The 17,887-nt window shown below is 71.2% G+C and carries 19 protein-coding genes; 3 read left to right on the top strand and 16 right to left on the bottom strand.

What is annotated here, in order from left to right; genetic code table 11:
* Positions 1–55: 55 nt before the first annotated feature.
* The 3 genes from AB4030_RS10050 to hflX all read right to left on the bottom strand — a co-directional run bounded on the left by AB4030_RS10050 (position 56) and on the right by hflX (position 2,870).
* On the bottom strand, positions 56–1,126 hold the full coding sequence (locus tag AB4030_RS10050) for a GNAT family N-acetyltransferase (RefSeq protein WP_442279071.1): 1,071 nt from the start codon (positions 1,124–1,126) through the stop codon (positions 56–58).
* Positions 1,123–1,278, bottom strand: coding sequence for a hypothetical protein (locus tag AB4030_RS10045; protein ID WP_442279070.1), 156 nt, complete (start codon positions 1,276–1,278; stop codon positions 1,123–1,125). The genes AB4030_RS10050 and AB4030_RS10045 overlap by 4 nt, the downstream gene beginning before the upstream one ends.
* A gap of 86 nt (positions 1,279–1,364) precedes the next feature.
* Positions 1,365–2,870: a GTPase HflX gene (gene hflX / locus AB4030_RS10040; protein ID WP_442279069.1), complete on the bottom strand. Its 1,506-nt coding sequence runs from the start codon at positions 2,868–2,870 to the stop codon at positions 1,365–1,367.
* A 123-nt stretch (positions 2,871–2,993) separates the two neighbouring features.
* Here hflX and AB4030_RS10035 point away from each other — a divergent pair, with 123 nt between their 5' ends.
* Positions 2,994–3,605 carry a class I SAM-dependent methyltransferase gene (locus AB4030_RS10035; RefSeq protein ID WP_442279068.1) on the top strand — a complete coding sequence of 204 codons (612 nt, stop codon included), beginning with the start codon at positions 2,994–2,996 and terminating at the stop codon, positions 3,603–3,605.
* A gap of 90 nt (positions 3,606–3,695) precedes the next feature.
* Here AB4030_RS10035 and dapF read toward each other — a convergent pair whose 3' ends face one another.
* From dapF to miaB, 4 genes are read right to left on the bottom strand one after another with little or no spacing between them, the layout of a single operon-like run.
* Positions 3,696–4,547 (bottom strand): diaminopimelate epimerase, encoded by an 852-nt coding sequence (dapF, locus tag AB4030_RS10030; RefSeq protein WP_442279067.1) that lies wholly within the window; start codon positions 4,545–4,547, stop codon positions 3,696–3,698.
* Position 4,548: 1 nt separating this feature from the next.
* Entirely contained in the window at positions 4,549–5,514 is a 966-nt protein-coding gene (gene miaA, locus AB4030_RS10025) for a tRNA (adenosine(37)-N6)-dimethylallyltransferase MiaA (RefSeq protein ID WP_442279066.1), read from the bottom strand.
* Positions 5,515–5,563: 49 nt separating this feature from the next.
* A complete protein-coding gene (gene def, locus AB4030_RS10020) occupies positions 5,564–6,187 on the bottom strand; it encodes a peptide deformylase (RefSeq protein ID WP_442279065.1) in 624 nt (207 codons plus the stop codon).
* 42 nt (positions 6,188–6,229) lie between these two features.
* Complete coding sequence (gene miaB / locus AB4030_RS10015; protein WP_442279064.1) at positions 6,230–7,804, bottom strand: tRNA (N6-isopentenyl adenosine(37)-C2)-methylthiotransferase MiaB; 1,575 nt, start codon at positions 7,802–7,804, stop codon at positions 6,230–6,232.
* Positions 7,805–7,965: 161 nt separating this feature from the next.
* Here miaB and AB4030_RS10010 point away from each other — a divergent pair, with 161 nt between their 5' ends.
* Positions 7,966–8,571: a YceI family protein gene (locus AB4030_RS10010; protein ID WP_442279063.1), complete on the top strand. Its 606-nt coding sequence runs from the start codon at positions 7,966–7,968 to the stop codon at positions 8,569–8,571.
* Positions 8,572–8,671: 100 nt separating this feature from the next.
* Here AB4030_RS10010 and AB4030_RS10005 read toward each other — a convergent pair whose 3' ends face one another.
* The 3 genes from AB4030_RS10005 to AB4030_RS09995 form a co-directional block, all read right to left on the bottom strand.
* A complete protein-coding gene (locus AB4030_RS10005; RefSeq protein WP_442279117.1) occupies positions 8,672–9,127 on the bottom strand; it encodes a regulatory protein RecX in 456 nt (151 codons plus the stop codon).
* A gap of 314 nt (positions 9,128–9,441) precedes the next feature.
* Entirely contained in the window at positions 9,442–10,491 is a 1,050-nt protein-coding gene (recA, locus tag AB4030_RS10000; RefSeq protein WP_442279062.1) for a recombinase RecA, read from the bottom strand.
* A gap of 231 nt (positions 10,492–10,722) precedes the next feature.
* A complete protein-coding gene (locus tag AB4030_RS09995; protein WP_442279061.1) occupies positions 10,723–10,980 on the bottom strand; it encodes a DUF3046 domain-containing protein in 258 nt (85 codons plus the stop codon).
* A gap of 155 nt (positions 10,981–11,135) precedes the next feature.
* Between AB4030_RS09995 and AB4030_RS09990 the strand changes: the two genes are divergently transcribed.
* On the top strand, positions 11,136–12,740 hold the full coding sequence (locus tag AB4030_RS09990; protein WP_442279060.1) for a DUF3352 domain-containing protein: 1,605 nt from the start codon (positions 11,136–11,138) through the stop codon (positions 12,738–12,740).
* A gap of 60 nt (positions 12,741–12,800) precedes the next feature.
* Here the strand turns inward: AB4030_RS09990 and AB4030_RS09985 are convergent, their stop codons facing one another.
* Genes AB4030_RS09985 through rimO form a run of 6 tightly spaced genes read right to left on the bottom strand, consistent with a single transcriptional unit; the run spans position 12,801 to position 17,866 of the window.
* Complete coding sequence (locus AB4030_RS09985) at positions 12,801–13,907, bottom strand: dipeptide epimerase (RefSeq protein WP_442279059.1); 1,107 nt, start codon at positions 13,905–13,907, stop codon at positions 12,801–12,803.
* On the bottom strand, positions 13,904–14,779 hold the full coding sequence (locus AB4030_RS09980; protein WP_442279058.1) for a serine hydrolase: 876 nt from the start codon (positions 14,777–14,779) through the stop codon (positions 13,904–13,906). Before AB4030_RS09980 ends, AB4030_RS09985 begins: the two co-directional genes overlap by 4 nt.
* A gap of 17 nt (positions 14,780–14,796) precedes the next feature.
* Complete coding sequence (locus tag AB4030_RS09975; RefSeq protein WP_442279057.1) at positions 14,797–15,099, bottom strand: helix-turn-helix domain-containing protein; 303 nt, start codon at positions 15,097–15,099, stop codon at positions 14,797–14,799.
* A 10-nt stretch (positions 15,100–15,109) separates the two neighbouring features.
* Positions 15,110–15,694, bottom strand: a complete 585-nt coding sequence (locus AB4030_RS09970; RefSeq protein WP_442279056.1) for a CinA family protein — start codon at positions 15,692–15,694, stop codon at positions 15,110–15,112.
* A 1-nt stretch (position 15,695) separates the two neighbouring features.
* Positions 15,696–16,394 (bottom strand): CDP-diacylglycerol--glycerol-3-phosphate 3-phosphatidyltransferase, encoded by a 699-nt coding sequence (gene pgsA / locus AB4030_RS09965; RefSeq protein ID WP_442279055.1) that lies wholly within the window; start codon positions 16,392–16,394, stop codon positions 15,696–15,698.
* Complete coding sequence (rimO, locus tag AB4030_RS09960) at positions 16,391–17,866, bottom strand: 30S ribosomal protein S12 methylthiotransferase RimO (RefSeq protein ID WP_442279054.1); 1,476 nt, start codon at positions 17,864–17,866, stop codon at positions 16,391–16,393. The genes pgsA and rimO overlap by 4 nt, the downstream gene beginning before the upstream one ends.
* Between the last annotated feature and the right edge of the window lie 21 nt (positions 17,867–17,887).

The following is a 17,887-nucleotide window of genomic DNA, read 5'->3' as shown; positions in this document are numbered from 1 at the left end:
CCGCCCCGACTGCCCCGTGGACAGCGCTGTGAACGGCCCGGGATCAGCCCGGGAATCACCCGAGAGGACATCCGTCGACGCGGCGGGCCATGGCGACGTCGTCGCGGTAGTCGGTCGCGCTGAGGCGCAGACCGCGCGGCACGCGGCCGACCTCGGTCCAGCCGGCGCGCCCGTAGAAGCCGCCGAGGCCGAGACCGCCGCGGTAGTCGAGGCGCAGCAGCTCGACCCACGGCAGCTCGCGCCGCGCGATGCCGACCATGCCGCCGAGGAGGATGCGCCCGAGGTTGCGTCCCTGCGCCGTCGGCTCGACCATCAGCCGCTTCAGCCCCGCCACATGGGCGTACGGGAACCCACGTGAGTGCTCCCAGAGGCCGAGCCCACTGACCTTGCCGTCGGGGTCCCTCAGCACGCACAGCAGGGAGCGCTCGTCACGGACGTCCTCGAGATGGCGGTCGAGGGCCGCGGCCACGTCGCGGCGCGCCGCGCCGGGAAGGAAGCCGACCGCGCCGCCGGCGTCGTTGACCCGGCCCCACAGGTCGACGACTGCGTCACGCAGCGCGTCGTCGACGGCCCCGGTGGGCACCGGCTCGACGCGGGGCGCCTCGAAGTACGCCATCGGCGTGCCGTCCGGATCGTCCCTCATGGGCCGCATGCCCACCCGCACCAGTCCTGCGGACGACGCGGTGCGCAGCGAGGCGGCGTTGACCTCGTCGACCATCGCCGTGACCAGGGCCTCGGGACAGTGCTCGACCGCCCAGGCGACGACCGCACGAGAGATCTCCCGCCCGAGTCCGGCACCGAGACGGTCGTGCTCGAGCCGGTAGTAGAGGTTGAGGCTCTCGTGGTCGGACTCCTTGTGCCGCAAACCGGCCCACCCGATGACGTCACCCGACGCGCGGTCGACGACGACGGCATACCCCAGCTCGTCCTGCTGCCAGTCGACGAGGTCGGCCGCGAGTCGCTCGCGGCACTGCTCCGGGCTCGGCATGCTCGACGGCGCGTGCGCATACGTCCGTGGGTCGTTGTGCACGCGCACGTAGTCGTCGAGGTCCTCGGGGCGAGGTCGCCGCAGCGCGAGCCGCTCGGTCGTCAGCCAGACGGAGCCTTCGCCGGCCGGAGCGTTCACGGCACCTGTCGCTCGGGCGCGCGCGTCTCACAGGCGGCCAGGGGCGCGCCGTCACAGCAGGGCTCGATGTAGCGGCACTTCGGGCAGCGGTTGTGAGCCTGCTCGGCATACATCTGGGTGCCGCAGTAGGGGCACGGGATCTCGAGGGCCATGCCGCCCATCCTCCCCGAGAGCCCTGACAGCCCGGAGCCCGACATGCCGAAGGGCCCCACGGAGGGGGCCCTTCGAGCGATCGGTGTCAGCTGGCGACGACGGCGTATGCCGCGAGGTCCGGCTCCATGGTCGGCGTGACCTTGGCGCGCAGGCGGGTCCCCTCGGCCACGTGCTCGCTCTCGAGGATCTCGCCCTCCTCGTGCAGGCGCGAGATGAGGTCGCCGCGGTCGTACGGCACGAGCACCTCGACCTCGATGTCGGGCTTCGGCAGCTCGTCGTCGATGAGGGCGCGCAGCTCGGCGAGACCGGCGCCGGTGCGGGCCGAGACCGTGACGCAGTGCCGCTCGTGGCGCCGGATCCGGTCGAGCACCTCCGGGTCGGCGATGTCGGCCTTGTTGACGACGATGATCTCCTTGATCTGGTCGCCGCCGACCTCCGCGAGCACCTCGCGGACCGCTGAGATCTGCCCCTCGGGGTCGGGGTGCGAGCCGTCGACGACGTGCAGCAGCAGGTCGGAGTCACCGACCTCCTCGAGCGTCGAGCGGAACGCCTCGACGAGCTGGTGCGGCAGGCTGCGCACGAAGCCGACCGTGTCGGCGAGCGTGTAGACGCGGCCGTCCGCGGTCTCGGTCCGACGTACGGTCGGGTCGAGGGTCGCGAAGAGCTGGTTCTCGACGAGCACGCCGGCGCCGGTGAGGCGGTTGAGCAGCGAGCTCTTGCCGGCGTTGGTGTAGCCGGCGATGGCGACCGACGGGACGCCGCCGGCGCGACGCGAGTGGCGCCGCGTGTCGCGGCTCGTCTTCATGTCCTTGATGTCGCGGCGGAGCTTGGCGATCTTCGTGTTGATCCGGCGGCGATCGAGCTCGATCTTCGTCTCACCGGGTCCACGCGAACCGATGCCCTCACCCCCGGCGACACGGCCACCGGCCTGACGGGACATCGACTCACCCCAGCCACGCAGGCGGGGCAGGAGGTACTGCAGCTGGGCCAGCTCGACCTGCGCGCGGCCCTCGCGGCTCTTGGCGTGCTGGGCGAAGATGTCGAGGATGAGGGCGGTGCGGTCGATGACCTTGACCTTGACGACGTCCTCGAGCGCGCGCCGTTGGCTCGGGGCGAGCTCGCCGTCGCAGATGACGGTGTCGGCCCCCTCCTGGACGACGATGTCGCGCAGCTCGAGCGCCTTGCCCTTGCCCAGCCAGGTGGCGGGGTCGGGCCGCTGACGACGCTGCACGACACCCTCGAGCACGGTCGAACCTGCCGTCTCGGCGAGGGCCGCGAGCTCGCGGATGGAGTTCTCGGCGTCGTCGGCGGTCCCCTCGGTCCAGACGCCGGCCAGCACGACCCGCTCGAGGCGGAGCTGGCGGTACTCGACCTCGGTGATGTCCTCGAGCTCGGTCGACAGGCCTTGGACGCGTCGGAGCGCGGCGCGCTCCTCACGGTCGAGCTGATCGCCGTCGTAGAGGGGGTATGCCGTGTCGTCGGTCTCGTGGGCGTCCTCGGCCAGCGCGTCGGCGCGGGTGGCGAAGAGGTCACGCTCACGCTCCGCAGCGTGGGCTCGGTCATCGGTGTGCTGGGTGTGGTTGCTCGTCATGTTCTCCCTATGGTTCCACTGGTCCAACGCCACGAGCCACTCGTTTGTGCCCAAGACCTGCTTACCCACCCCTGACGTGCTCGTCGTGGAGGCGTGCGGCCGCGGCCGATACCGTGACCCCTGATGAGCGAGCCGACCGACCACTACTTCACCGCAGAGCCGGCCACCCCGGAGGAGCGCCGCACCATCGAGGTCACCCTCGAGGGGCGCCGGTTCACGCTGAGCACCGCTCGTGGCGTCTACTCCCCCGACCGCCTCGACCCGGGCACGTCCGTGCTGCTGGCCGGCGCACCCGACCCCAGCCCGACCGGCGACCTGCTCGACCTCGGCTGCGGCTGGGGGCCGATCGCGATCACCCTGGCGCTGCGCTCCCCTGCCGCACGCGTCTGGGGTGTCGACGTCAACCGCCGCTCGCTCGACCTCGCCCGGGCCAACGCCGGCGCGGCGGGCGTCGACAATGCGACCTTCTGCGAGCCGGACGAGGTCCCGGCCGACCTGCGGTTCGCGACAATCTGGTCCAACCCGCCGATCCACGTGGGCAAGGCGGCCCTGCACGCCCTCCTCGAGCGCTGGCTCCCGCGCCTGGCCGACGACGGCGTGGGCCACCTCGTCGTGCAGAAGCACCTGGGCTCCGACTCGCTGCAGAGATGGGTCAACGCGCAGGACTGGGGACTGACGTGCACGCGCCTGTCGTCCGCCAAGGCGTTCCGCATCCTCGAGGTCCGCCGCGTTTGAGCCGGTCCGCTCCCGGCCCGGGTCGAGGTATGCCGCCGGGCCGGGTCACGGAGAGTCACCTCGACCCGTCGGGACGCGTCACGACAGGGTTCAGAGCGGGAAGTCGCCGTCGGCGACGAGGACGGCCGGCCCCGCGAGCTCGACCCGCTGACCGGGCAGAGGCGTGACGGTCAGGCGTCCGCCCGGCACGTCGACGGTCCACGGGCTGAGGTCCTCGACGCCGGACCAGAAGCGCGTGGCCAGGGCTGCCGCCGCAGCGCCGGTGCCGCACGAGCGGGTCTCGCCGACGCCGCGCTCGTGGACGCGCATCGCGATGTGCCCCGGCCCCACGGCACGGACGAACTCGACGTTGGACCCGTCGGCCGGCTGGGGGTGCAGCTCGGGCGCCTCACCGAGGTCGAGGTTCTCGAGGGTGATGCCCTCGGGCAGCATGACGACGGCGTGCGGGTTGCCCAGGTCGAGCGACAGCGCCGGCACCGGTTTGCCGTGGCGCGGCCGCACCATGACGTCGAAGCCGTCGCGTCGCGCACCCTCCTCGTCGGCGAGCCGCCACGGACCGAGGTCCACGGCATACCCCTCGTCGACGACCCGGACCGTCTTCACACCGGCGCGGGTGGCGATGGTGAGGGTCGAGCCGAAGGCCAGCCCCTCGCGCCGCAGGTACGCGGCGAAGACGCGGGTCCCGTTGCCGCACATCTCGGCGAGGGAGCCGTCGGCGTTGCGGTAGTCCATGAACCACTCGGCGTCGCGCGACTGCGCCCGCACCGTCTCGTCGGTGGAGAGCGCCGTGCGCACGACCCGGATCACGCCGTCCGCGCCGATCCCGGCATGCCGGTCGGCGATGCGCTGCACCTGGGCGGGGGTGAGCTCGAGAGAGCCCTCGAGGTCAGGGACGAGGACGAAGTCGTTCTCGGTGCCGTGGCCCTTGGTGAAACGCGTCATGTCAGGCATTCTCCGCCATGCCGTGTCGCACCCGAGCATCCGCCTCGCGAACCGCCGTGAGCGCCCGGTCGAGCAGGTCGGGCGCGGCCGCGTCGAGCCAGACGATGCGCGGATCGGGGCGGAACCACGACTCCTGCCGCCGGGCGTAGCGGCGCGTCGCCTGGGCGGTGTCGCGCCGCGCCGCGGTCTCGTCGAGGTCACCGTCGAGGACGGCGATGGCCTGGCTGTAGCCGATGGCCCGGCTGGCCGTGACCCCGTGACGCAGGCCGGCTCCGAGCAGGGTCTCGGTCTCTGTCCGCAAGCCGTCCTCCCACATGCGCTCGACGCGTCGGTCGATCCGCTCGACGAGGACCTCGCGGTCCACTCGCAACCCCAGAACGACTGCGGGAGAGACGAACTCGCGTTTGGGCATCGTCGCACTGAAGGGCCTGCCCGTCAGCTCGATGACCTCCAACGCCCGGATGACACGACGGAGGTTGCCGGGCAGGATCGAGGCAGCAGACCGCGGGTCCAGGCCGCGCAGCCGCGCGTGGAGGGCGTCGCCGCCGACGACCTCGGACTCCGTTTCGAGGCGGGTGCGCACCTCGGCGTCGGTCGGGGGGATCTCGAGCCGGTCGAGGGCCGCCCGCACGTAGAGGCCCGAGCCGCCGACGAGAAGGGGGCGATGGCCGCGGCCCCGGATGGCAGCGATGTCGGCCCGCGCGGCGACCTGGTAGCCCGCGACGCTGGCCTCCTCGGTCACGTCGAGGACGTCGAGCTGGTGGTGCCGGACACCCCGCCGCTCGGCAGCGGGCAGCTTGGCCGTGCCGATGTCCATGCCGCGGTAGAACTGCATGGCGTCGGCGTTGACGACCTCTCCCCCGAGTCGCTCGGCCAGGTCGAGAGCGAGGTCGGACTTGCCCGTGGCGGTCGGACCCACGACCGCGACGATCGGCTCGGCGTCGGAGGTCTCCCGGTCACGCGCCACGGGCCACCGGACCGCTGGAGGTCTTGCCCTTCACGACGATGGCGCGCAATCAGCCGATGAGCTCGTCGGTGTGCTCGCCGGCATGCTCGGCGTCGTCCTCGGCGTGGCCGAAGGGGTCGCGGTCGACGCCGGGGTGCCAGGAGTTGCCGGGCTTCCCCCAGCCGTTGCGCTTGACGGCCTTGCGGGCCTTCTTGGCCTGCCGATCGTCGAGGCGGTCGACGTAGAGCGTGCCGTTGAGGTGGTCGTACTCGTGCTGCATGCAGCGGGCGAACCAGCCCGTCGCGTCGAACTCGACCCGGTTCCCGTCGACGTCGAAGCCGATGACGTGCGCCCGATCGGCACGCTTGAGGGGGAAGGCCTCGCCGGGCACGGACAGGCAGCCCTCGGTCTCCTCGTCGGGGTTCGGCCGCTCCTGCGGGATCCTCGAGGTGGTGAGCGTCGGGTTGATGACGTGCCCCTGCTCGGGCACCCCGTCATCGTTGGCCATCTTCCAGATGAAGACGCGCAGCCCCACACCGATCTGAGGCGCCGCGAGGCCCACACCGTTGGCTGCGACGTTGGTCTCGTACATGTCCTCGACGAGGGTGCGGAGATCGTCGTCGAAGTCCGTGACGAGGGCTGCTGCCCGATGGAGGACGGGCTCGCCGGTGATGACGATGGGGCGCACGCTCATGCGCCAAGTCAAGCACGAGGCGTCGCCTCGGCCCGAATCGGTTCAGACGACAGCGCAGCCCGGTGCCGTCGGTGCTGCGGCCGGTTTGCCGATCGACGGCATCCCCAGACTGACGCCCGGCTTGCCGGTGCCCTGGGGGACGTCCTGGAGCGCAGCCCAGGCGTCGCCGCCCCGAGTCCGGCGGACGGCATACGTCCCGCCCTCGAGGCCCGAGTCGGCGACGAGGTGGTGCGGCGCGCCGTAGGTGACCTGCACGGTGACCATGTCACCCGGCCTCGGCACCTCGCCACCCTCGGGCACGGCGAAGTGGACGAGCCGGTTGTCGCGGGCCCGTCCCGACAGGCGCTTGGTCTCGGCGTCCTTGCGCCCCTCCGACGGGGTGACGAGGACCTCGACCTCACGACCCTCGACAGCTCGGTTGCCGGCCCAGCTGACCTCCTCCTGGAGGGCGATGAGCCGTTCGAACCGCTCCTGGACGACCTGCTTGGGGACCTGGTGGTCCATCGTCGCCGCGGGGGTGCCGGGGCGGATGGAGTACTGGAAGGTGAAGGCGCTGGAGAAGCGGGACTCGCGCACGACCTCGAGCGTGCCCTGGAAGTCCTCCTCCGTCTCGCCGGGGAAGCCGACGATGATGTCGGTCGTGATCGCGGCGTCCGGGATGTGCTTGCGGACGTTGTCGATGATCCCGAGGAACTTCGTGCTGCGGTAGGAGCGGCGCATGTCCCTGAGCACCTTGTCCGAGCCGGACTGCAGCGGCATGTGCAGGCTCGGCATGACGTTCGGCGTCTCGGCCATGGCGAGGATGACGTCCTCGGTGAAGGCCGCCGGGTGTGGGCTGGTGAAGCGCACCCGCTCGAGTCCCTCGATCTCGCCGCACGCCCGGAGCAGCTTGCCGAAGGCGAGCCGGTCGCCGAACTCGACGCCGTAGGTGTTGACGTTCTGGCCCAGGAGCGTCACCTCGACGACACCCTGTGCCACGAGCGCCTCGATCTCGGCGAGGATCTCTCCGGGGCGGCGGTCCTGCTCCTTGCCGCGCAGGCTCGGCACGATGCAGAACGTGCACGTGTTGTTGCAGCCGACCGAGATGGACACCCAGGCGCTGTAGGCAGAGTCGCGTCGCGTCGGCAGCGTGGAGGGAAAGACCTCGAGGCTCTCGAGGATCTCGACCTCCGCGCGCTTGTTGTGGGCGGCCCGGTCGAGCAGGGCCGGCAGGGAGCCTATGTTGTGGGTGCCGAAGACGACGTCGACCCACGGCGCGCGCTGGACGATGGCGCCGCGGTCCTTCTGGGCCATGCAGCCGCCGACGGCAATCTGCATGTCGGGGTTCTTCTGCTTCGCCGGGCGCAGCTGTCCGAGGTTGCCGTACAGCTTGTTGTCGGCGTTCTCGCGCACCGCGCACGTGTTGAAGACCACGACGTCGGCGACCTCGGGACGCTCCCCGGCCGGCAGGCTGGCGAGGTCGACGTAGCCGGCCGTCTCGAGCAGGCCGGCCAGGCGTTCGCTGTCATGGACGTTCATCTGGCAGCCGTGCGTGCGCACGTCGTAGGTCCGGGGCGAGCCGCCCGGGGTGATGGGCGCGGTCGCGACGGGCGCGGGAGTGAAGTTCTGCGTTGTCATGGCATCGACAAGGGTACGTCGTGCGGCGGCTGCCGACGGCCGCGCTCCCCGGTCGGGGAATAGCCGGAGGGGTGGCCTCGTTGACCCCAGTGCTTGACAGTTCAACAACTTTGGAGCACCATAGTTGTTGAAGATTCAATAACTACTCCGAAGGACACATCATGGGCCTGTTCAACCGCACCAAGACCGAGACCGTCGCCGAGACCCCCTCGGTCGCCGTCGAGAACATCTCCGGCGACTACACGCTCGACCCGAGCCACACGCGAATCGGCTTCTCCGCCCGTCACGCAATGGTGACGAAGGTCCGGGGCAACTTCGACCAGTTCGAGGGCTCCGCCCACGTCGACACCGCCAACCCGGCCAACTCGTCGGTCACCGTGACCATCGAGGCCGCCAGCGTCACGACCGGCAACGAGCAGCGCGACGGCCACCTGAAGACCCCCGACTTCTTCGACATCGCCAACTACCCGCAGATCACCTTCGTCTCGACCGATGTCGAGCGCGACGGCGCCGAGTGGGCCATCACCGGCGACCTCACCATCAACGGCGTCACCAAGTCGGTCACGGTTCCCTTCGAGGAGACCGGCTCGGCCAAGGACCCGTTCGGCAACACCCGGGTCGGCTTCGAGGGTGAGGTCACCATCGACCGCACCGACTGGAACCTCTCCTTCAACGCGGCCCTCGAGACCGGCGGCGTCCTCGTGAGCGAGAAGGTCAAGCTCGAGTTCGACATCTCGGCGATCGCCAACGTGCCTGCCGAGGTCTGAGCAGCACCGCACGACAGCACGACAGCATCACCGCGAGGGGGTGAGGACCGATTCGGTCCTCACCCCCTCGCGGTGTCCCGGCGCCCACGGGCCGGAGATGTCAGTCGCGTCGGTGCTCGGGCAGGCCGTCGACGGCGTCCCGGATGATGGGCCAGGCGACCTCACCCGAGTAGCCCTTGCGGGCGAGCAGTCCGGCCAGGCGGCGGGTCTGGACCTCAGGGGTCAGGCCACGCATGGAGCGCAGCTTCTTGGCGACGAGCTGTTCGGCCCGCACGCGTTCGTCACCGGCCCCGACCTGGCCCAGCGCGTCGTCGGCGATCTCCTGGTCGATGCCCTGCTTGCGCAGCTCGTGGGCGAGAGCGCGCCGCGCCAGCCCCTTGTCCGACTGCTTCGAGCGGACCAGCATCTGGGCGTACGCCTCGTCGTCGACGAGTCCGATCTCGGTCATCCGGTCGAGCACCTTGGCCGCGACCTCGTCGTCACACCCGCACTGGCGCAGCTTCCGCTCGAGCTGGGATCGGCTCCGCGGAGCCATGCTCAGCTGCCGCAGGACGATGGCACGCGCGACGGACTCGGCGTCAGCATCGGGGACGAGCGTCTCGGTGTCGTCCGGCGGAGGCGCCCAGTCGGGCCGCTCCCCCGCATCGTCCGAGCCCCATCCAGACCGCGGCTGCCCACGCCGACCGCCTGGCCGACCTGGCCGAGCTGGCCGAGCTGGACCGTCGGAACGTCCCGCGCCGCTCTCGCGCACCGGGACAGCCCGGGGCGGGCTGTCGGCCCGCACCCCAGCAACACCCTCGGCCTCAGCCAGGGCGGCCGCGGCGCGGGCCAGACGGTCCTGCGCGGTCTCCGGTTCGGAGGGACCCACGATCAGAAGTCGACAGGCACGTCCGAGACCTCGGCGGGCTGGTCGACGCGCGGCCCGACACCGAGCTTCTCCTTGACCTTCTTCTCGATCTCGTCGGCCAGGTCGGGGTTGTCCTTGAGGAAGTTGCGGGCATTCTCCTTGCCCTGACCGAGCTGGTCGCCCTCGTAGGTGTACCAGGCGCCGGCCTTGCGGACGAAGCCGTGCTCGACACCCATGTCGATGAGGCCGCCCTCACGGGAGATGCCGTGGCCGTAGAGGATGTCGAACTCGGCCTGCTTGAACGGCGGCGACACCTTGTTCTTGACAACCTTGACGCGGGTGCGGTTGCCGACCGGCTCGGTGCCGTCCTTGAGGGTCTCGATGCGACGCACGTCCAAGCGGACCGAGGCGTAGAACTTCAGCGCCTTGCCACCGGTCGTCGTCTCCGGCGAGCCGAACATGACGCCGATCTTCTCGCGGAGCTGGTTGATGAAGATCGCGGTGGTGCCCGTGTTGTTGAGGGCCCCCGTTAGCTTGCGCAGCGCCTGGCTCATGAGTCGCGCCTGCAGACCGACGTGGCTGTCACCCATCTCGCCCTCGATCTCGGCACGGGGCACCAGGGCCGCGACCGAGTCGATGACGATGATGTCGATGGCGCCGGAACGGATCAGCATGTCGGCGATCTCGAGTGCCTGCTCGCCCGTGTCTGGCTGCGACACGAGCAGCGCGTCCGTGTCCACGCCGAGCTTCTTCGCGTAGTCGGGGTCGAGCGCGTGCTCCGCGTCGATGAACGCCGCGATCCCACCCGCCTTCTGCGCGTTGGCGACCGCGTGGAGGGCGACCGTGGTCTTGCCCGAGGATTCCGGACCGTAGATCTCGACGACACGGCCACGGGGCAGTCCGCCGATGCCGAGCGCGACGTCGAGCGCGATCGACCCGGTCGGGATGACCTCGATCGGCGGACGGATGTCGTCGCCGAGACGCATGACTGCGCCCTTGCCGTAGCTCTTCTCGATCTGGCCCATCACCGAGGAGAGGGCCTTGTCCTTGTCCTTTGCCTGCACCGATGCCATGTCGGTCACCTATCTGCCGTCTGCGCTGCGGTCGTCTACCTTCGACCCGGGCGACTGCTCGTCCTGAGAGATTCGCTGTCGGGTCAGACGCTAGGTGCCGGCGCCGACATCAGGTGGACCACGAGACGGCCTGTGGACGATGCGGGTGGTGGCGCAGGACCTGTGGAGAACATTACCGAACAGGTGTTCGAAGTCATCACGACACGCCGGGAAGCGCTCCTCGGCGACCCGTCAGCGGCGCGTCTGCCCGCCCTGACCGCCCTGAGCCCCACGAGCGACCCGGGCGTCCCGGCCGAGTCGACGCTCGGGCGGCACGTCCATGTCGGTGCACAGCGCCTCCCAGACGGCCCGCGGGGCCTCGCCGTCGGCGAGGGCCTGCACGACGGTGCGGTTGCCGAGCGCGCCCAGCACGTGGTCGCGGGCGAGCGACCCGGCATACGCCGCGCCGAACTCGTCGTCCATCAAGGTCCAGAAATGGCTGATCCGCACCACAGCAGTCTGCCACCCGCGCGGCGGGGGCCGTTCCGCGCCGAAACCGTCGTCGGACCGTTACCACAACCGGCGACGAATGTCCGGCTCGGACGGTATTGTCCTGCCGTCCCGCGCGACGCCGCGGGCCCACCGACACTTCAGGGGAGCAGACCGTGACCGAGCCCACCCATGGGACGAACCAACCCGACCAGCCCTACACCTACCCGACGGCCGGCCCGACGGCCGGCACATCGGCAGGTACGGCGGCCGGGACCGTCCCCGGCGGGGTCGCCCTCGCCGACGACCCGCAGCCGAAGGTCACCGGTGGCCGCAAGCGGACCGGTCTGCTCATCGGCGGCGTCGCGACGGCGCTCGTCCTCGGCGGCGCCGGCGCGTTCGCCTTCCAGAGCCTGAGCGGTGGCGGCTCCCAGCCCGCCGACGTGCTGCCCGGCGACGCGTACGCCTACCTCCGACTCGACATCGACCCCTCCGCCGGCCAGAAGATCGCCGCGGTGCGCTTCCTGGGCAAGCTCCCCCAGGTCAAGGACACCCTGGGGAGCGACGACCCTCGCAAGAAGCTCTGGGAGATGGCCTCCAAGAACTCCACCAACGACTGCGTCGCGAAGTTCGACTACGACAAGGACATCGCGCCCTGGCTCGGGGACCGCGTCGGTGCAGCCATCCGACCCGGCGGCTCCGAGAAGGCCCCGAACGTCGCCGTCGCGATCCAGGTCAAGGACGAGGCTGCCGCCAAGGACACGCTGACCAAGCTGTTCGCGTGCGACAAGAGCGGTGACACCGACCTGCGCATGAAGGACGGCTACGCCATCGTCACGCCGTCAGGTGTCGGAGACGCCACCCTGGCCGCGGTCGACAAGGGCTCGCTGGCCCAGAACGCCACCTTCACTCAGGACATGGGTGCGCTGGGCGAGCAGGGCATCATGTCGGCCTGGTTCGACATGGGCCGAGGCCTCGGCGAGATCCAGAAGCTGGGTGGGACGGCTGGCCTGAGCGCCGTCACCACGGCCGGCGCCAAGGGCAGGTTCGCTGCTGCGCTGCGCTTCGACGCCGACTACGTCGAGATGGCCGGCATCGTGCGCGGCGCCGACGGGACCAAGTCGGTCAAGGGCGGCGGTGCCGAGATCGCGTCCCTCCCGGCCAACACGCTGGGAGCCCTCAACATCTCGGGCGCCGACCAGATGCTCGACGGCGCGTGGCCCGCCGTCAAGAAGCAGATCGAGAGCCTCGCTGCAGCCGACGGCGCGTCCGACCCCATCGGCCAGGTCGAGCAGCAGCTCGACGTCAAGCTCCCGGACGACCTCAAGGTCCTCCTCGGCCGGTCCTTCACCATTGCGATGCCCGACCAGGACTTCACGTCGGAGGTCCCGACCATCGGCGCCAAGGTCGTCTCCAGTGATGCCAAGCGCGCCGACGAGCTCGTCGGCCGTCTCATGGACGCCTCCGGCGCGCCCAGCGACATGCTGACGCACAAGGTCGACGGCGACAAGGTCTTCGTGGCCACCACGCCCGGCTACGCCGACGACCTCAAGTCCGGCGGCAAGCTCGGGGACAGCGACGCCTTCAAGCTGGCCGTGGGCGACGTCAGCAGCTCCAACGTCACGCTCTTCGTCGATCTCGACAAGGTCTACACGCTGACCAAGGGACAGGTGGACGGCGAGGCGAAGACGTTCCTCGAGTCCCTGCGCGCAGTCGGCGTCAACTCCTCGACCACGGGCAACGGTGAGGGCACCTTCACGCTCCGTGTCGTGGGCAACTGACCTCCTCCTGCACGACGAAGGGCCCCGCTACGGCGGGGCCCTTCGTCGTGCAGCGACGGGTCAAGCGGGCGCTGCGAAACCCGTGATCCCGAAGCCCTTCGACGTGGGCACGCGAATCTGCTTGCCGGCGTAGGCGATTCCGCCGTCCACGGGCGAACGCACCGACCACCAGGCGGCATCGAGGTCGCTGACCTCGGTCGTGGGCTCGGCGGCGACGAGCGCGGCCGCGGCTCCCACCCCGACGTGGCTCTCCATCATCGAGCCGACGATGGTGCGCAGGCCTGCGTCATGGGCGCGACGCAGCATGTCCCGGCCGACCGTGAGAGACCCGCACTTGGCGAGCTTGACGTTGACGAGATCGGCCGCCTCCAGCCGGATGATCCGTTCGAGATCGAAAGGCCCGAAGCAGGACTCGTCGGCCATGACCGGCAGGCCGACACGCTCGCGCACCCAGGCGAGACCCTCGACGTCGTCAGCTACGACCGGCTGCTCGACGAACTCGACCCCGAGGTCGGCGACCTCGAGCGCCCGGATGACGTGGACCGCCTCCTCACGGGACCAGCCCTGGTTGGCGTCGAGGCGGATGGCGACGTCGGGCCCGACGGCAGCCCGGACCGCTGCGACGCGCTGCACGTCCGTGCCGGCGTCGGTGCCCACCTTCATCTTCAAGGTGCGGAAGCCCTCGGCCACCCGTGCGCGGGCGGTGTCGGCGAGGGCGTCAGCCGCACCTGCCGACAGGGTGACGTCGGTGGTCAGCACATCGCGTATGCCGTCCGGCCGGGCCGCGAGGACCGCGGCGACCGAGACCCCCTCCGCCTGGGCGACGAGGTCGTGCAGGGCCGCATCGACCGCCGTCTTGGCACCGAAGTTGCGGGCCACGGCGCGCTGGACGGCCGATGCCGCGGCCGCGAGGTCGTCCCGGTCGTCGAGCCTCCGCCCGGTGACGACCGGAGCGAGCATCGCCTCGATGCAGGCAGTGGCGCTCGCGAGGGACTCCCCGGTCACCTGCCACACCTGCGGCGCCTCGCCCCAGCCGGCGCGGCCGTCGCTGTCGGTGATGGTCACGACCACGGTGTCGGTCGTCTCGGTGCGGCGCAGCGCGGTGACGAACGGCGTGTGCAGCGGCACGGACACGGTCGTCGTCGTCACCCGCTCGATGGTCGTCACGGCTGCTCCTCCCCCACCGGGTGCTCAGCCCGCCAGACGTCCCTGGCGATGTCGGCGACGAAGGCGGCGGCCGCGGTCTCGTCGAGGTCGACGGTGGTGCACACGGCGAGGACGAACGGCTCCTCGCCAGGGGGACGCACCAGCGCCACGTCGTGCGAGACGCCGGGGATCCAGCCGGACTTGCTCGCCGTCGGCGTGCCCGGCGGCAGCCCTGCGGGCACCTGGTCGACGTGCACCTGGCGGGCCAGCATCGCCTCGACGGGGGCCAGCACCTGGTCGCCGCCGAGGGTCGGCTCGCGGCGTCCGACGGCGGCCATGACGAGCCCGAGGTCGGCGGCGGTCACGGTGTTCGTGATGCCCGCCGTGCGGGCGGCCGCGTCCTCGATGCCGCGCCCCACGATCATTGCCGGCGAGCAGCCGACGATGCGGAGCACGTCCGCGACCTCGCCGAGGCCGACGACGTCGAGCAAGAGATTGGTCGCGATGTTGCTCGAGTGGGTGATGGCCTGCTCGGCGAGCTCGGCGAGCGTACGCGTCTCGCCGAGCGCTGCCCACGTCACGGGGTCCTGGTCGTCCGACTCGTCGAGGTCGAAGGGCGACCCGTCGTGCACCGACGCGAAGGTGCCGGAGACCCGGACCGGCGTGTCGAGGTCGAGCTCGCCGCGCACGACCCGACGATAGGCGGCGATGACGAGAGGGAGCTTCATCGTGGACGCGGCGTAGTGGGCGGCGAGCGCGTCGTGCTCGTAGCGGGGGCGACCGTCGAGGTCACCGAGCCACACCGACAGGACGGCGGGCTGTGAGGGCGCCGAGGCGTGCCTGGTGGTAGCGAGGGCGAGGCGTGAGTCGAGGTCCGAGAAGGGGCTGAGCACCCCAGCACGGTAGACGATCAGGCGGCGGAGGCGGACACCACGTCGTCCGACGCGACAGGGAGCGTGACGGTCGGAGCGAGACCCTCACTCTCGGCCATCCGGTTGGACACGTCGATGAGCACCTGCGAGAGCGGCAGGGCGAGCGCGCCGCAGATCGAGGCGAGCAGCTCCGAGGACGCTTCCTTCTCGCCGCGCTCCACCTCGCTGAGATAGCCGAGGGAGACCGAGGCCGTGGCGGACACCTCACGGAGCGTGCGGCCCTGGGCGCGGCGGCGCTCGCGCAGGACGTCACCGAGCTCGCGTCGCAACAGTGTCGTCATGCCGTCCTCCTCAGGTCGCTGGTGTGGCGGTGTCGGGTGCGGGGTCACCACCGGGGTGACCCGACAGCCCTACCGTACCCCGAGGGTCCCACGGCGGCGCAGGTGTTCCGCGCGTGGCGCCGGTCTCCTGCACCGCGAGCCGGAGCACCGCGTCGACGGTCGCCGACCGGATCTCGGCCCTGGTCCCTTTCAACTCGAGCGCGCGCGTCGCTGTTCCCGACGGTCCCGCCACGGCCACGTGCACGGTGCCCGCGGGTTTGCCCTCGGAGGGTCCCGGACCGGCCACACCGGTCGTCGCCAGCCCCCATGTCGACCCCAGCCGACGGCGTACGCCCTCGGCCATCGCGACGGCGACGGCGGGATCGACCGTGCCGACCCGCGCGACGAGGTCGGCGGGCACATCCAGGAGGAACGTCTTGACCGCGGCGGCATACGCCACGACTCCACCGAGCAGCACCGCAGAGGCCCCTGGGGTGTCGGCCACGGTGGCGGCCACGAGCCCAGCCGTCAGCGACTCGGCGCACGCCAGCGTCTGACCGGCCTCGGTCAGTGCAGCCACGAGGAGCGCGCCCGGCGTTCCGGAACCGTCGCCCACGTCAGTCCCGCTGCGCCGTCCGCTCGGGCGGCGCGTCGGACTGCGGCCGTGCCTCGCGCTGGGCGGCGCGGGCGGCCCGTCGAGTCCTCGTGCGCTCGCTCGTCTCGCGCAGCCGGGCTGCCTTGAAGACGTAGTCGATGCCGCTGAGCACCGTCATGACGAGGGCCGCACCGAGCACGACGTACGCGACGAGGAGCCACGCGTCGCCGAGCGGCAGGACCCAGAGCGGGAAGGTCAGGGCGCCGAGCGACAGGGTCTGGAGCATCGTCTTGAGCTTGCCGCCGCGCCCGGCCGGCATGACGCCGTGGCGGATCACGACGAAGCGCAGGACGGTGATGCCGATCTCGCGCACGAGGATGACGACGGTCACCCACCACCACACGACACCGAGCAGCGACAGGCCGATGAACGCCGTGCCCGTCAGGGCCTTGTCGGCGATGGGGTCGGCGACCTTGCCGAAGTTGGTGATCTCGCCGCGCTGCCGCGCGATCTTGCCGTCGATGCCGTCAGTGACCGCGGCGAGGACGAAGACCGCCCACGCCCAGAAACGCCACCACGGCTGGTGGCCGCCGTCCTGGAAGAGCAGCGCGGCGTAGACGGGCACGAGCAGGAAGCGCAGCACCGTCAGGGCGTTGGGCAGGTTCCAGTCGGTGGGCCGGGGCGCGGGCCCCTCCCCCCGGTGGAAGGTCTGCGGCGTCATCGCGGCTCCGCGACGAGGTCGATCCCCTCGGTGCCGACGACGACGGCCGGCACGAGGTCGCCGACCTGGGGTGCCGGGGCACCCTCCGGGACGCGCACGATGGTGACGCCGTCGACGTCGGGACCCTGGAAGTCGGCCCGGCCGATGACGGAGCCGTCCTCGTCGTCGATCTCCTCGACGAGGACGACGACGCGCTCACCGATGCGCTCCTCGGCCCGCTGGGCGTTGAGCTCCTCGACGAGGCGGGTGAAGCGGTCGAGCCGCTCGGCGACGACCTCGGGGGCCAGGTGGCCGGCATACCCCTCGGCCTCGGTGCCGTCCTCGTCGGAGTAGCCGAAGACGCCGACGACGTCGAGGCGCGCCTCGGTGAGGAAGGCCTCGAGCTCGGCGAGGTCCGCCTCGGTCTCGCCGGGGAAGCCGACGATGACGTTGCAGCGGATACCGGCGTGCGGGGCGTCGGCCCGCACGCGCGCCAGCAGGTCGAGGAAGGCCTCGCGCGAGCCGAAGCGCCGCATCGAGCGCAGGAGCTGCTCGGATGCGTGCTGGAAGGAGATGTCGTAGTAGGGCACGACGCCGGGGACGTCGGCCATGGCACGCAGCAGCCCGGGCCGGATCTCGGCGGGCTGGAGGTAGGAGACGCGGACGCGCTCGATGCCCTCGATCGCCGTCAGCTCGGGGAGCAGCTTCTCGAGCAGGGCCAGGTCTCCGAGGTCCTTGCCGTAGCTCGTCGAGTTCTCCGAGACGAGGAAGAGCTCCTTGACGCCCTGCTGGGCGAGCCAGCGCCCCTCGGCGACGACGTCGGCGGGGCGGCGGGAGAGGAAGGCGCCCCGGAACATCGGGATGGCGCAGAACGAGCAGCGGCGGTCGCAGCCGGACGCGATCTTCAGCGGTGCCCAGGGCCGCCCGTCGAGCCGGGCGCGGATGACCCGGGGGCCCGAGGCGGGTGTGGGGACGTCGTCGTCGGCCAGGTCGGGGCGCGCGTCGCCGTGTCCGGGCAACGCGACGTCGGCGGCGCCGTCCTGGCGCTTCGCTGGCGTGAGCGGCAGCAGGGTGCGACGGTCGCCCGGCGTGTGGCTCTCGACGTGGCCACCGGCAAGGATCGTCTGCAGGTGCGAGCTCATGTCGCGGTACGAGTCGAAGCCGAGCACGGCGTCGGCCTCGGGCAGCTGGTCGGCGAGCTCCTTGCCGTAGCGCTCGGCGAGGCAGCCGACCGCGACGACCTTCTGCGTGCGGCCGCCGTCGCCCTTGAGGTCGGAGGCCTCGAGCAGCGCGTCGATGGAGTCCTTCTTGGCCTGCTCGACGAAGCCGCACGTGTTGACGACCGCGACGTCCGCCTCCGATGCGTCGTCGACGAGGCGCCATCCTCCGGCGAGCAGCCGTCCGGCCAGCTCCTCGGAGTCGACCTCGTTGCGCGTGCACCCGAGGGTGACGAGTGCGACGCTCTTGTCGGCGCTCGGGTGGGGAGGGGTCATGCGTCCACTCTAGATGCCGGG

This window comes from Terrabacter sp. 2YAF2, from assembly GCF_052114705.1.
Lineage (GTDB): Bacteria > Actinomycetota > Actinomycetes > Actinomycetales > Dermatophilaceae > Terrabacter.
This window is presented reverse-complemented; position numbering and strand designations above follow the sequence as displayed.